A 14201-nucleotide genomic window follows, 5' to 3' on the forward strand; every position below is an offset into this window, starting at 1 on the left:
CATGCCAATCGTTCTGAACGAATCCTAAACCATCCGCATACTAGATTCGGGATCGCTTCCGGCTGTAAAATTTTCACTTCGGTTGCTATTTGTCAGCTTGTTCAAGATGGGAAACTATCTTTTAATACCTGTGTAAAAGATTGTTTGGATGAACCGTTTCCATATTTTGATTCCAACATTACGATCCATCATTTACTAACCCATAGCGCAGGTATTCCAGATTATTTTGATGAGGAAATCATGGGGGACTTTGAAGAACTCTGGAAGGACTATCCGATGTATTCCATGCAATCACCAAAAGATTTTTTGCCTCTGTTTCAGAATGACCGAATGAAGTTCTCGCCGGGGGAGAGATTCTCTTACAATAATGCAGGTTTTATTCTACTAGGTTTAGTCGTGGAACAGATCGCTGGGATGGGATTTTCAGAATACGTGGAAAAGAATATTTTTCAACGCTCAGGGATGCTGGATTCAGGTTATTTCAGAATGGATCAATTACCTGAACGAACGGCAATCGGATATATTGATGGGGATCAAACGTGGAAGACGAATATGTATTCACTTCCAATCAAAGGTGGACCTGATGGAGGCGCATTTACGACAGTTCATGATCTAGCTCGGTTTTGGGATGCCTTGTTTCATTACCAATTGTTGTCTCAAGAATATACTGAAATTTTATTGACCCCGCATATTCACGAGGAGGGTCAAACCTATTACGGATACGGTGTTTGGATAAGGATCGTTGATGATACCATTTTCAAATATTTTGTAATGGGAAGTGACCCGGGAGTCATTATGCAATCATCCATTTATGCAAAGAACAAGATACATGCACATATCATCGGTAATATCAATAAGGGTGCAGGCAGGATAGCTGGTAAAATGGATGAAATCATTTATAAAGAATTTAAGTAATCCATAAACTCTTTAGATACCTTCATGGTTTCCTCGATATCCGAGTCTTTGTTAACGACAACCATTTGATCGTACGTATACACCGTTGCAAACAACATGACTTCATTTTTGTTTCCGAGTAGCGTCAGTTGATAGAACTCTCTGGACTTATCAAAGCTAGTTGGTGCTATATAATGGCTTGTTCTTGGAGCCGTTTTTAACTCCTTTAAAACATGTAGAATTTCACCTTTATTTTGAATTGATTTATGTATGCCTTTAAATTGGTCATCATAGTATTCGACGGTCAGGGAAACAGGATTTTTGTAATTTTTCCAGCTTAAATAGGTGATATGATCCTTCTTGAACGTAAATGGATTAAAGAAGTAAACCTTACTGGTTACGACAATAGAAGACACGATGATGAATGAAATAACAACGATGACTGACATTGCTTTCTTATACGGTTTCAAAGTAGGGCGTCCTTTCAAAATCTGGATGTGTACTCACATTAAACGGAATAGGAAGAAATTCATAATAGTAATTCATGGATATTCTAGCTGCTTCTTTTCAGGAGGATTTTGGCGCATCGGGATCGTTTTATAGTAAGCTAAGATCAAAGTAACTTAAACCTGGGAATTGCGAGGACATGATGATGACGAAAAAGCTATATTACCATTCTGCTTATATCCGGGAGTGGGAAACACGAATCACGCGTAAGCTGGAGCGGGAGGACGGAACATATCTGGTGCTGGAGGAGACCGCCTTTTATCCGCACGGGGGAGGGCAGCCTTGCGACTTGGGCTGGATTGATACAATTCCCGTTCTAGATGTGCTTTATGAGGATGGAGAAATTCTACATAAAGTCGAGCGTTTTCCTGAGAGGGATGAGGTTGGCTGCCGTTTGGATTGGGGAAGAAGGTTCGACCATATGCAGCATCACAGCGGCCAGCATCTTCTGTCTGCCATGTGTTTGGAGGTGTGCCAGGCAGAGACGCTCAGCTACCATCTGGGTGTGGACTACGCCACCATTGATATCGCGCGATCTGATCTGCCTCCGTACGACCTGATGATGCTGGAGCAAGAAGTCAACGATCAGATTTACCTGAACCGGAAGATAACGAATTACTTTGTGAGCCGGGAGCAGGCAGCCGCTCTGCCATTGGTGAAGCAGCCGAAAGTAACCGAGGATATCCGGATCGTTGAAATCGAAGGTATCGAATACAACGCCTGCGGCGGCACGCATGTTTCCGCGACGGGTGAAATCGGAATGATCAAACTGCTCAGAGCGGAGAAGATGAAGGGGCATCTGCGTCTCTATTTTAAATGCGGCTATCGTGCGCTGAAAGAATTTAATGACGGAATGGAGATACTGGGGAGCCTGTCCGTCAGATTTAATACCGCAAAGGAAGAGATTCTGGACCGGATTGCCAAATGGGACCAGGAGCAAAAGCTGCTGCAGGCTGAATTGAACGCCGTCAAGGCTGAGAATGACGCTTATCTGGCTGAAAAGTTGTTGGGAGACCGTCAAGGCCGCTTCATCAGGCATGTGTTCGTGGACAAGCCGCTGAAGGATATGCAGAACCTGGCAGCGAGGCTTACCGACCAAGCTGAAGTTACCGTGCTATTCATATCCAAATCGGACAACAAGGTGCTTTTTGTCCAAGGAAGAGAGAGCGGCTTCGCCTGCGGTACGTTCTTCAAGCAGCATCTGGCCGATTATCGCGGTAAAGGCGGAGGCAGCGACAAGATGGCGCAGGCCGGTTTTGCGACCGAAGAGAATGCGATGGCATTTTTCCATTTTACGGAACAGTCATTGACGGAGCATGAAGAGGATCGGAGGGAATGATGAATTCATCTTTCATAACGATTCGCGGGACTCGATTATATGTTGAACAATACAACGAAGCAAGCAAGGACGTCCTCCTCTACTTACATGGTGGACCAGGATCAAGCTGCATTGATTTTTGCTACTACCAGGCAAAAGCATTGTCTGATTCCTTGCGAGTCGTAGCTCTCGACCAACGAGGTGTGCTACGTTCGGATCCCATTCAGGCGGATGAACCGTTTGGAGTCGACGATATCATTAAAGATCTTGAGGAATTAAGAGATCAATTGGGCGTGGACCGCTGGAACCTGTTGGGTCACTCATTCGGTGGATATTTGGCAGTAAAGTACGCGCTGGATTACCCGGATTCGATTCGGAAAATAGTGTTTGAATCACCTTGTTTTGACGTGTACAGCGCAGCGAGATCAATCATCTCCAAAGCAAATGATACGTTTAAAGAAAACAACAACCCGAAGGGAATGGAACAAACCAGCAAGTATCTGAGCGGTGACTACTCGGCTGAAGAATTATGGAATGCTATAGGAAGTATCTTTGAGTTCATGGGCGAGGATAAAGATTTATTGTATTTTAAGGGAATCACTCCGGATGAATATGGAGAGATCATGAAAATCGGGATACCTTCAAACGAAATGTGGAGCCATACTGGTATGCATACTCAAAAATTACAGGATGAAGGTGAGTTTTTTAAGAATCTGATGCCGCAATTATCCCAAATACCCCATCCAACCCTGCTGATCACGGGGGCATACGATCCCGTTTGCTGCCATGTTCAGCAGCAGGCCTATCAACAACATATGCATGATGGCAAAAGGGTTCTGTTCGAACATAGTGCTCACTTTCCGCGGCTGGAAGAACCGGAGAAATATACGAATGAAGTGTTGAGATTTATTTTAGGTTAATGTACTCTTTTTCCAGAGTGAATTTTACACAAAGTAACGGTAGATTTCATTAAATGCCCCAAGTCCTTTTATATACTTATATTGACCGATATAACGAAACAAAAGGACTAGGTGGCTGATAAGATGATAAAAAAACGCGATCTGCACGAATGTCATGTACTGTACAGCTTAATGATGGATCCTGTCGTTTTTCCTTATGTTCGTTATCCATGCCAATCGTATGAAGAGTATTTATTTATGACCAAACAGCTGATAGCTGAAGAAGAGCAGGGGACATGTATTTCCAGAACGATTCTTAACGAAATGGGACATCCCATTGGTACCATTGATCTGTATAATATTGTTCATCATACAGGCTTTATGGCTACCTGGATCGGAACTCCATATTTCGGACAAGGCTATAACCGGCGCGCCAAGGAATCCTTTTTGTCTGAACTGTTTCTTGAACATCATATCGATACGGTGTTTATGAAAATCCGAAAGCAAAATATTCGATCGAAGAAAGCCGTAGAAAAACTACCCTATATCGAGTTAGCCAATGATACGAACTATGAAGTATATAAGTCGGTAAATCATACACAGCAGATCTATGATTTGTATCATGTGAAACGCTTGGGTTTTTTAGAAAGACGTGAAGACATCCAGCATGTGGTCGCAACATGATCATGATGCGCCGTGTAGAAACTGTTTCCAGGTAACCTGTGAAACAGTTTTTTTATTTTACTATCAAAGGTTATAACGTGCTCAAATAGAAGATACGCTGACATCTGGCCGGTCGGATCTCATCGAGCCGAAGGGGATGGCACTTAAGCCATGAGGACGCTCAGACGTAAAAAAAGGTGGGGCAGAAATCGCCCAACCTTTTATTTTTAAACAAAACAAAAAACCTTCATTGACATACATGAAAGTCGGAAATATAATATTATGAACATATATAAATTTAATATACCATGGATTTAAGTGAAAGTCAACAATTTTTTTGGGATTGGATGGTGTGACATGCATTTGTCCCGTATCTTTCGCGGTTTGCTTTTTCCAACACAGGATATGGTTAGCTCTGAGCTGCTGGAATTGAATGAGAAGACCAGGGAATATGGCTTGATTTTGACCCCGTTGGATATTGAACAGATGATGGTGGTGAGAAGCCAGGTATTACACATGTACGGACGCGTGGAATTAGGCATCGAGGTGTCTAAGCGACTGATTGAGGTATTTTCAGCCTCCTCGTTTATCCAGCAGGAGAACTATGCAGATACATTAAATGAACTTCATGAAGTTTTTTACTATTTAAGAAATGAAACCGAAGACCGGATTGGGGATATGAAACTGATCGACATGATGATGGTGCTGTTTGAAGAAGAGTGCGAGGGATCATTGGAATTGTTAAAGAGTAAGCTTGAGGAATACGCCGACGCGTTCCGGAGGGAGTTATCGCGAACCGAGTCATCACAAGAAGGAGAAGATGGCGAATGGGATCTGAGGATTTGAATCACAACCTGAATGTAACCCCTCGTGGCATGATCTGCAAGTCCAGACTGATGCGCAATCAGTATACCGTGAGCTTGATGAATGAAGGTATGCGAGCAGGCCTGTTGGCGAGCCAAGACGTGATGCGTATCCAGCATGGGCTGATGCAAATTCTGAAGGAGCTGATTCAGCGATATACCCAAGGTGAAAGCAGCTCGGTCACGACAGAAACAGCAGAGAGTATTCTGACGTCAATCATGTATGCAGCAGATGCCTATCTGTTTGAATTGGAAACGCCGGAGCAGGCGGTTGCGCAGCTCAAATCGATGGATGTTCAACAGATCTATGATCGTGGCGTGAAGAAGGTTAGCCAATGCTTTGAAGAGACCAAGGCACTGTATAAAGAAGTCATGGCTAATAAACTGGACATTCCAGTGGAAGCTTATCATCTTACCATCGAAGAATCCCTGCCGGTTTTTCTCAGGAAATATGGCATCGTCTTTGAAGCGCATAATACGATGGCCAGTATTGATTATCCGTTGGCTGTGGATGACATGAGGCTTCAAGGCGTGTTTTATATGAAGCAGTATCTGGAACGGTTGCAAATGGAGAATGATTTTTGCTCCTTGTTCGATCCGCAGGAATGTATGGATTTGTTGGTGAATTACGGAAAGGAATGCAGGTTCGATTACCGCATCGAGCTTTTCAATATGTATGAGCTGGTGCTGCATCAAGCGATATTTTCTTTGCTATCCGGCGGGGCTCCTAATTGCATCCGAATTTCGGAAAGTCAATTCAACCGCCTGGAGCAGCGGTTCATGAGTCTTACGGAATCACAAATTCATTCTGTCTTATTCAAGGGGATGGCACAGCTTCAACAGGCATTGCCGCTCTATTCACGATTGAAAGCATATATGGATGCATGCAGATTAAACCTCGTCCATCGAGTCACGAATGCCGCAAAACACAGCAGCTTGCGGGCCGTTGTGATTACGGAACGGGAAAAATCGGAGCAATCGATGATCATTTCCTTTCACGAAGAGGATCGCTTGAGCGATATTGCGTTAAGAAAATTATGGCATGAAATCATGGCATGCGAACGGGTGGAAGATAAGGTGAACCTGATTTTATCCCGCGTGCATTCACTACATGACTACCTGGATCTTCTGGAGTCGGATTGCTTGCTGGGTGATGAGTACGATCACCTCTTCCATTCATTCGGTAATATGGAGCTGGCCATTCTGGCAAAACTTATTTTTTATGAGGAGCTGCGAGGTGATTCTCGGGATTTACGATCTATTTTGCTGATGGCGATATCGTATGAGTCAGAATGGCATATGGAGTTTGTACGGAGTCTGGGCAGGATGGATCCGGAGCGTGTGCAGGCGATCGAGAAGGTCATGGACGCAGTAGATTACGAGCAAATGACATTTTATTAATAGAGGAAAAATAAAGTATAAAACGACGACTTGCATGATATGTATTACAAAGACGTCTATGACATCGAATTACAACATATTTTCAAAACTTATTACGGTTCGGAAACGTTTATTGTAATATCTTAAATGTTTAAAAAGGGGGAGTTATCGATGGAGCTTCAAGAAATCAATCAGAAGTTATCAGAAACAAGAGATGAATTAATAGATGTTCTGAGCGGATTGAGTCATGAGCAGTTAAACAAACAGAAGGACTCCGGCAGCTGGAGCATTAGCCAGGTATGTCAGCATCTCATCAAGACCGAAGAATTATACGCCGTTGCGATCCGGAGGGGCTTAAAAAGCCAAGAAGATTCATCTGTAGAGAAAAAGCCGCTGGAAATTCTCCTTGATCGAAGTCGGAAATTAGTGGCTCCAGAAATTTCAAGACCTGCGGCTGAAATATTGGAATATCAAGAAATCGTCGATAAGCTGAGCCAATCCAGAAAGAATTTAAATGAGATATTGAATACCCTGGACGACCCGACTGTGCTGAGCAGAAGACATTTTATCCACCCCGCATTCAAAGAGATGTTATTAATCGATTGGGTGGAATCGCTTTACCTGCATGAACAGAGACATATTCAACAAATAAAAGAAATTATTGCAGGATGAAGGATGAGCTAAGCATGACCTAGGTGAACCGCCACTTAGCCATGGGGCAGAAAGTTCACTATAGTTGTTTTTTACTTACTGCCTCCGAAGGTTCCATGCTACAATTTACTCAGTTTCTAGACTGATTAATAAAATGAAGGTAGGACAGTGTGTGACAATAACAGGTATATATTCAGCGGCTGCCTTAAGCCAGGACGAATTAAGTAATATTAGACAATTAGCAGACAAGTGCAATAAGGAAGAGAACATCGAATTGAAGTTGAATTGGGATATGCTGCGGGAGCGCTCGGGGCAGGAGATCAATGATTATTTGTTCTACGATAACGGTGATCTGGTCGGATTTCTTGGAATCTACCAATTCCATTCGAAGGAAGTCGAGATTAGCGGCATGGTGCATCCTCAGCATCGTCGTAAAGGGATATTCGGCAAGCTGGTACGTGCTGCTGTACAGGGATGTGTGCTTCGCGGCGTATCGAAGCTGATATTTATTTGTCCGCATGGATCTTCGTCCGGAAAAGCCTTTCTGGAGTCACTTGGGGCACAATACAGCTTTTCCGAGTACTGGATGCAGTTAGACGAATCCGCAGGCAGAGCAGGCATTGCGAAAAATGTTCAGGAGATCAAACTTCGTTTGGCAGAGCCGAACGACTTATCGACGATAGCCACCCTCAACGCCGTTGGCTTTGATATGACGCAAGCGGATGCGCTTAAGTTCACGGAGGAGTCGCTAGGCTCTCCGGCTACCCTTACTTACGTAGCTGAAGTACGAACAGAGGATGGAAATATGCGGTCCGTCGGTAAAATCGATGTCAGACTGGAAAATAGCAAGGCATTTATCTTCGGATTTGTTGTTGCGGCAGAGGAGCGCGGAAGGGGCTACGGCAGGACGATATTAAATGACACGATTGTTGCAGTCAAAGAGAAGGATGAAACGGCGAGCATTGCTCTGGAAGTCGCTGTGAAGAACGAACGAGCTCTGAGCCTTTACGAATCATCGGGATTTCGGGTCAGCAGGATTACCGATTACTATGATTTGATTATCGATTAATTCGGCGGATATTCTGAAAATCTGCATAAACAAGAAGCGGCACTCTAAGACTTGGTGTACCCGTCCTAGAAGTGCCGCTGTTTCTTTTATTTGGTAAATTATTCGTGTTTGAAGCAGGCATCATAGGCATGAGTAAAGAAGATAGCTGGGAGAGAATTTTATGAATGGCTAAGGAATTGTCTCCGTATGAATATTTGGCAGTCTGATGACATAAAGGCGTGTTCAATATTTCATAAGGACTACATCCATGAGGAAAAAGGAGAAATACCGGTGGATAACTTGTTATTAGCACCCTATGAACCCGCAAGGGATAAAGCAGCAATAAGAGCTATGCTAAGCGGAAATGAATTGTTTGATGAGCTGTTTCTGAAGAGCGAAAGGATGTTTGCGGACGGTATATTTGTTGCCCGATACAATGGGGATATCGCTGCTTTTCTCGGCATAGATGGCTTAAAAAGAAAGGCGGAGACGACGATCTTTGTGAGCAAGGCATACAGAAGCATGGGGATTGGAACGGCGCTTATTAAAAGATCGGATGGTTTACTTTCCCGAAGCGAGGCAGTAGAACGTTCGATGGGTGCATGTATCGATGGTGACCTTGCCTCCCTGCAATTTTTATATAAGAACGGCTACTATATCAGTTATTCCTCCTATACCATGGAGCGTGATGGCGGGCCGCTTCCTGAGAGTCATATTTCTGTTAGGCAGTATGAAGATGAGGATTATTTGATCTGCCAGAACATTAGCGAAATTGCTTTTTTCAAGATGCATGAACAAGTGGGGATGCTTCCGGCTTATTATTCTCCTCCTAATGACAGGGAACGGCAAAGCTTTGCAGCAAATAAAAGCAACATATACGTGATGCTTGTCGACGATCAAATCGTAGCGGTAGGAATCATTGACGGACAGGAGCTGAGCCATGTCTCTGTCCGGCATGATCTTCAATCGCGTGGATACGGCAGAGCTTTTGTTGCCTATCTTGTAAACGAAATCATGCGTCGGGGCGAAACCGTCGTGAAGCTTGGAGTTGTCAAAGGCAATCCTGCGAAACGTTTGTATGAGAGTCTCGGTTTTAAAGAAACATCATTACATCATTGGTTAACCAAATATTATCGACCGGATACCCGATTGAGCAGGCCTCCAGTGCAAGTATGATGGTTCGTACATGTAAAATGAAGGTCATAAATATAAGCGGTTATTCAGAGGGGTGATTTCAATAAAATCGATATCTATTAAGCCAATCCATACATACACACGGAAAGAACAGAGTGAGCTTGGGGAATTTGGATATTCCTCATACTCCAAGTACAGCGTGACCAAATTCGAAACGGAAGAAAGAACCGTCATAGACATCGGGTTAGTGAGTCTGGAAAGCACCTATCACAAAATATATGTAAATAGTGACGACGACTATGAAAATTACAGCAAGATTGCACCCCGGGGATATTCTTTAGGAGCTTACCTGGGTTCTCGATTGGTCGGGGTCGTCATCGCTGAAGAGTCGACATGGAATAACACTTTATTGATTTGGCATATCCAAGTCGCAGAACAATTTCAAAGATTACGGATCGGGAAACGACTCGTGAATGAATTGGTTTGCCTGGCAGAGAAAAACAACATCAGAGCAATCAATTTGGAAACACAGAACACAAATGTAAACGCGATCAGGTTCTATCGAAAATGTGGATTTAAAATCGAAGGCATTGATTTATCTCACTACACCAATCATGATGTTTCAGATGGGGAAGTAGCTATTTTTATGAAAAGAAAGATTGCAGATACTAAATCCTTAAATGAAATCCAGAAAAATATGTAATATTCAGTAAGGAGTGAAATCGCGCAAGTGAATGTACTAGAGAGAAATGAGACTTTACATAAAATCAGAGTGTTGAGAAATATGTATTTATCCGGTCTCCTGGGCGGGGAAATCATGCCTGAGGATGCCAATCCGGATTTACCCAAGAGCTCAGCTCAGAATTACCTATACTTCACGTTACCTATGGCGCTGAACTATCAGCGTAACTCTTATAAATTATGGGATTCAGCTCGAAAATCCTTTGCGGATGAAGAAACGGCGGGAATATTTAACCCTGAATGGGTCTTGTCCATGGATGAAAATAAACTGAGAGAGCTTCTGTTGAAGCATAAGGTTGCGCTCCAGCCCAATAAGCATTGTGCAACGTGGAGAACATTATGTAACACCCTATGTACTCATTTTGAAGGTGATATCCGGAGCTTGTTCATCGCATGTGATTGGGACATACCTAACATCCTTGAATATATCCAAAAGACGCATAAGAAGGATTTTCCGTACCTTAGCGGCCCTAAAATCTGCAATTATTGGTTATATGTCATTAGTAACTATACGGATGCCCGTCTAACGGGAAAGGAAGCTTTATCCATAGCACCAGATACCCATGTTATCCAAGCGACAGCCCGTTTGGGGCTCATTGAAGAAAAGCAAATCAACGACAGTAACATTCAATTTAACGTCAATAACGTGTGGAAGGATATGCTAACCGGGACGGAGCTATCCTTAATTGATCTTCATACACCCCTTTGGCTATGGAGTCGTAATGGATTCAAAGAATTGGTTGAATGTTAATAGCTGATTATGCGTTTCAAGTGTAATACTCCAGAAGTGAAGAGTTAGCCAAGAAAATCATGCAGCATCAATGGTCAACGGTTCCAGAGTGTGCAGGAATTTGGTGGAAGCATTTATAGGGCAGTGGATATAAGATTGATCTCATTTCCATTTTTTACAATGAGGTACCGATCCTGATCTGGTACAATATTCCTGCTGGAATTTTGCGAATATTTCGGACGCATCGACAACCAGACTGAACTTAAAGGAGAATTATTAATCTTGAAAAAATCACTACTCATTTGCATGGCCAGCATGATGTTGTTGGCTGCCTGGATTTCGCCCGTCATGGCGGAATTTTCGGATGTGGATGGCAACCGCCAGTACACCTGGGCCAAGCCGTCTATCGACGAAATGAATCGGCGCGGAATATTGACCGGATTTGCCGATGGCACGTTCAAGCCCGGACAGCCCGTAACCAAGGCTCAATTTACGGTCATGGTATATCGTCTCTTCCCGCTGCTCCGTAATCCCGATAGCGCTGCTATTTCCGGGGTGCCGGAGAACCATTGGGCCAGTCGGGAGTTCTCCGAGCTGTACAGCACGACATGGCCGATTTATGCGGCGGATGTCCAAAATTTCGATGATGAAAGTTACATCTACAAACCGGAAAAGCCGATGACCCGTTGGGAAGTATTAATGACGCTAGATGCTCTGTTCAGCGATATGAAGGGTCTGGAAAACTCGGCATTGAAAGCATCGGCTGCTGCCAAGGAGCTGGCCCGGGTGAAGGATATTCCCCGGCGTCAATTTGCTTCCTACGAGGAATTCGAGAAGAATAACAAGGCCCAATCCTTGATGAACCCCAAGCTCGCCTTAATTCGGGAAGGAACGGGGCTTGAATGGGCCGGCGAGTTGAATTATGTAAAAGCCCAAGCGTTATACAGCTTTATGAAGCTCGGAATTATCACACCAGACGCCAGTGGTTACTTTTACCCGGACAGGCAGGTCACACGGGCGGAAATCGTAACCATATTGAATCGGATGCTGGCAGCGGCTGGAGAGGATTACGCTTATGTGAAGAGGGAAGAGATTCTCTCCGGTGCATATATATCCCCTGGAAGTTCGACCGGGTTTGGGTCGAATCTGTATTACTCGGAGCCGGAAAGCGGTATCGTCCTGGACGAATCTCCTTCCTGGTCTCTAAATCCGGGTCAGCGTTTGTCGAAAGTGGCCATTCGGATTGAATCACGGCAAGTCATCGACCTATTCGTGACCATTAATGACCAGACCAAGACATATACCTATGAGCAGCTTGGGAACGGCACGGGTAAAATTTCCTTTGATGTGACCGGTCTGAAAAGCTTCCATGTCCGGGGCGTTGCCCGGTACCCGGAGCAGCTGAAAGAAGACGGCGACAACGAAGTGATGATTTATGTGATGGATGCGGATAAGGAAGAGTAGATGATCGAGCAGCCCGGTGGGGCTGCTCTTTTTATTTTGCTGTCTAGTTCACGATAAATATTTCCATATCCTGTGGTATAGTGGTAGAAAAGGAGAGGCATACCGATGAATCAGCAAGTTGTTTTAGATCGTGTAACAGACCTGTTGAAAAATGCATTAGCGGAATCTCTTACGGGTGTATATTTGCATGGCTCGATGGCCATGGGATGCTTCAATCCCTTACATAGCGACATCGATATTTTGGTGTTGGTTAAGGAAAAGCAATCGAAAAAAACCTACAGAGAAATGGCTATTCTACTTATTCAACTTGAACAAGAATTGAAAATGGCCAAAGGATTTGAATTGAGCGTCGTATTGGAAACCTATGCCGCTAATTTTATCTATCCAACGCCGTTTGAATTTCATTATTCCGCGTACCACAAAGAAAAGTACCTGGCAGATGAAAACTATTACTGCGGAGGAGACGTGGATACCGATTTAGCAGCCCACTTTGTCGTGATCTACGATCGCGGGATTGTCCTTTTTGGACAGCCAATCAAGGAAGCCTTCCAACCCATAGATCGCCGATATTACATCGATTCCATTAAGGCCGATATCGATGGAGCATTAGAAGAAATAACGGATAACCCTGTTTATTATGTGCTTAATTTATCGAGGGTTCTTTTTTACGTAAAGGAATCGGTTGTCTCTTCGAAAAAAGAAGCAGGCGAATGGGCCATGGCTCTTCCGGAAATGCCCGACCGGTATAAGCCTATCATTGCGAAGTGTCTTGCCAAGTACGAGAATGGCTCGGAGACCCTTCATCTCGACGAGCAACAGCTTTTAGACTACCGCGACTTTATGATGAAAGAGGTCGAAAAATGGATATGAGGTACGGAAGGCAAGTGAAATTAGTCTTCGCAATCGTAATCATGTTGCTGTTAGTGTCTTGCTCTAATGAACGGAGTTCAAACAGGGAGATGGATCCGCCCTACATAACAATTGAAAGACAGGATCCTTTACACAATTTGAGTAACTCAAAATTCACCAAAAAGATAGTAGATGAAAAAACGATAAGAGAATTAGGAGCATCCATTAACCATCTTCCCGAGTTTCCTCGTGGAATCATCCATTGTCCAGCGGATAATGGAGTGCAATATGAGATGGATTTCCATAACTCCTTGGACGACAGGGTAGTTTTGGTTCATGCAACAGGTTGTCAGCAGGTACAAGTAAATTCGAAAACATATTGGGCGATGGAACCTAAAGGCAATGGATTCAGAGCCCTTTTAATAGAAAAATTAGGATTAAGCGAGAAGGAATTTCTAGGGGGATAATGTAAAGTACTCCCTTCCTTAGTTGGAGGAGCAAGTAGGCGAAGAGTATCAGTGGGAGGTTTATTATGCAGAGATATAACGTTCTAATGATCTACAATACCGAGATGGATCAGATTCTAATGTGTAGAAGACTCAAAGATCCTTACAAAGGACTGAGCAATTTAGTGGGAGGCAAGATTGAGGAAGGAGAAGTGGGGCTGGAGGCGGCCTACAGGGAGTTATTTGAAGAAACAAATATTTCGAAAGACGATATTACGTTGCACCATGTAATGGATTTTACCTATTATATACAGCAATGCGTTGTAGAAGTTTATGCAGGCAAATTAAAACATGACGTAAATATTGCTGGTGATGAGAACGAATTATATTGGTCTGATTTAACGCAGAATTTCTTTGACAAGTCTCAATATGCAGGCGAAGGGAACATTGGACATATGGTCGAACAGGTCAATATGAGCAGGCATCTACTAGCGTTATAACATTCAAGGTGCAGCCATGGACAAACTAACAGATAAAATAAGTGTTTGTATGATAGTTGCCTTTATTGTTTCGGTAGTATTGATGTGTATATGGCCGATTGGTTTGCTTTTGAA

16 protein-coding genes are annotated in these 14201 nt (G+C 43.6%); 15 read left to right on the forward strand and 1 reads right to left on the reverse strand.

What is annotated here, in order from left to right:
• The coding region (locus PCH05_RS26460) for a serine hydrolase domain-containing protein (protein WP_164766809.1) at nt 1–915 on the forward strand (915 nt) is incomplete at its 5' end.
• On the opposite strand, the gene PCH05_RS26465 is transcribed toward PCH05_RS26460, so the two are convergent.
• The gene (locus PCH05_RS26465; protein ID WP_164766810.1) at nt 897–1343 is read right to left on the reverse strand and encodes a hypothetical protein; all 447 of its coding nucleotides are present in this window, start codon (nt 1341–1343) and stop codon (nt 897–899) included. The two genes, PCH05_RS26460 and PCH05_RS26465, sit on opposite strands and share 19 nt — an antisense overlap.
• 203 nt (nt 1344–1546) lie before the next feature.
• Here PCH05_RS26465 and PCH05_RS26470 point away from each other — a divergent pair, with 203 nt between their 5' ends.
• The 14 genes from PCH05_RS26470 (at nt 1547) to PCH05_RS26540 (ending at nt 14087) form a co-directional block, all read left to right on the forward strand.
• Entirely contained in the window at nt 1547–2740 is a 1194-nt protein-coding gene (locus tag PCH05_RS26470) for an alanyl-tRNA editing protein (RefSeq protein WP_127607626.1), read from the forward strand.
• The gene (locus PCH05_RS26475; protein WP_127607628.1) at nt 2737–3639 is read left to right on the forward strand and encodes an alpha/beta fold hydrolase; all 903 of its coding nucleotides are present in this window, start codon (nt 2737–2739) and stop codon (nt 3637–3639) included. Before PCH05_RS26470 ends, PCH05_RS26475 begins: the two co-directional genes overlap by 4 nt.
• 123 nt (nt 3640–3762) lie before the next feature.
• Nucleotides 3763–4302 carry a GNAT family N-acetyltransferase gene (locus PCH05_RS26480; RefSeq protein ID WP_127607630.1) on the forward strand — a complete coding sequence of 180 codons (540 nt, stop codon included), beginning with the start codon at nt 3763–3765 and terminating at the stop codon, nt 4300–4302.
• A 336-nt stretch (nt 4303–4638) separates the two neighbouring features.
• Nucleotides 4639–5127, forward strand: coding sequence for a DUF6323 family protein (locus PCH05_RS26485; RefSeq protein ID WP_127607632.1), 489 nt, complete (start codon nt 4639–4641; stop codon nt 5125–5127).
• Nucleotides 5109–6545, forward strand: a complete 1437-nt coding sequence (locus PCH05_RS26490; protein WP_127607634.1) for a DUF6179 domain-containing protein — start codon at nt 5109–5111, stop codon at nt 6543–6545. The genes PCH05_RS26485 and PCH05_RS26490 overlap by 19 nt, the downstream gene beginning before the upstream one ends.
• Before the next feature lie 150 nt (nt 6546–6695).
• Nucleotides 6696–7196 (forward strand): DinB family protein, encoded by a 501-nt coding sequence (locus tag PCH05_RS26495; protein WP_127607636.1) that lies wholly within the window; start codon nt 6696–6698, stop codon nt 7194–7196.
• A gap of 253 nt (nt 7197–7449) precedes the next feature.
• The gene (locus tag PCH05_RS26500) at nt 7450–8244 is read left to right on the forward strand and encodes a GNAT family N-acetyltransferase (protein WP_246049962.1); all 795 of its coding nucleotides are present in this window, start codon (nt 7450–7452) and stop codon (nt 8242–8244) included.
• Between the two features lie 186 nt (nt 8245–8430).
• Nucleotides 8431–9399, forward strand: a complete 969-nt coding sequence (locus PCH05_RS26505; protein ID WP_127607640.1) for a GNAT family N-acetyltransferase — start codon at nt 8431–8433, stop codon at nt 9397–9399.
• A gap of 205 nt (nt 9400–9604) precedes the next feature.
• Nucleotides 9605–10060 carry a GNAT family N-acetyltransferase gene (locus PCH05_RS26510; RefSeq protein ID WP_246049963.1) on the forward strand — a complete coding sequence of 152 codons (456 nt, stop codon included), beginning with the start codon at nt 9605–9607 and terminating at the stop codon, nt 10058–10060.
• 27 nt (nt 10061–10087) lie between these two features.
• Nucleotides 10088–10849, forward strand: coding sequence for a hypothetical protein (locus PCH05_RS26515; RefSeq protein ID WP_127607644.1), 762 nt, complete (start codon nt 10088–10090; stop codon nt 10847–10849).
• Between the two features lie 261 nt (nt 10850–11110).
• Complete coding sequence (locus tag PCH05_RS26525; protein WP_127607646.1) at nt 11111–12292, forward strand: S-layer homology domain-containing protein; 1182 nt, start codon at nt 11111–11113, stop codon at nt 12290–12292.
• 105 nt (nt 12293–12397) lie between these two features.
• The gene (locus PCH05_RS26530; protein WP_127607648.1) at nt 12398–13162 is read left to right on the forward strand and encodes an aminoglycoside adenylyltransferase domain-containing protein; all 765 of its coding nucleotides are present in this window, start codon (nt 12398–12400) and stop codon (nt 13160–13162) included.
• A gap of 137 nt (nt 13163–13299) precedes the next feature.
• Entirely contained in the window at nt 13300–13608 is a 309-nt protein-coding gene (locus PCH05_RS26535) for a hypothetical protein (protein ID WP_164766811.1), read from the forward strand.
• Nucleotides 13609–13673: 65 nt separating this feature from the next.
• Nucleotides 13674–14087, forward strand: coding sequence for an NUDIX hydrolase (locus PCH05_RS26540; RefSeq protein WP_127607652.1), 414 nt, complete (start codon nt 13674–13676; stop codon nt 14085–14087).
• Nucleotides 14088–14201: the final 114 nt, after the last annotated feature.

The organism is Paenibacillus chibensis (assembly GCF_004001045.1).
Classification (GTDB): domain Bacteria; phylum Bacillota; class Bacilli; order Paenibacillales; family Paenibacillaceae; genus Paenibacillus_AQ; species Paenibacillus_AQ chibensis.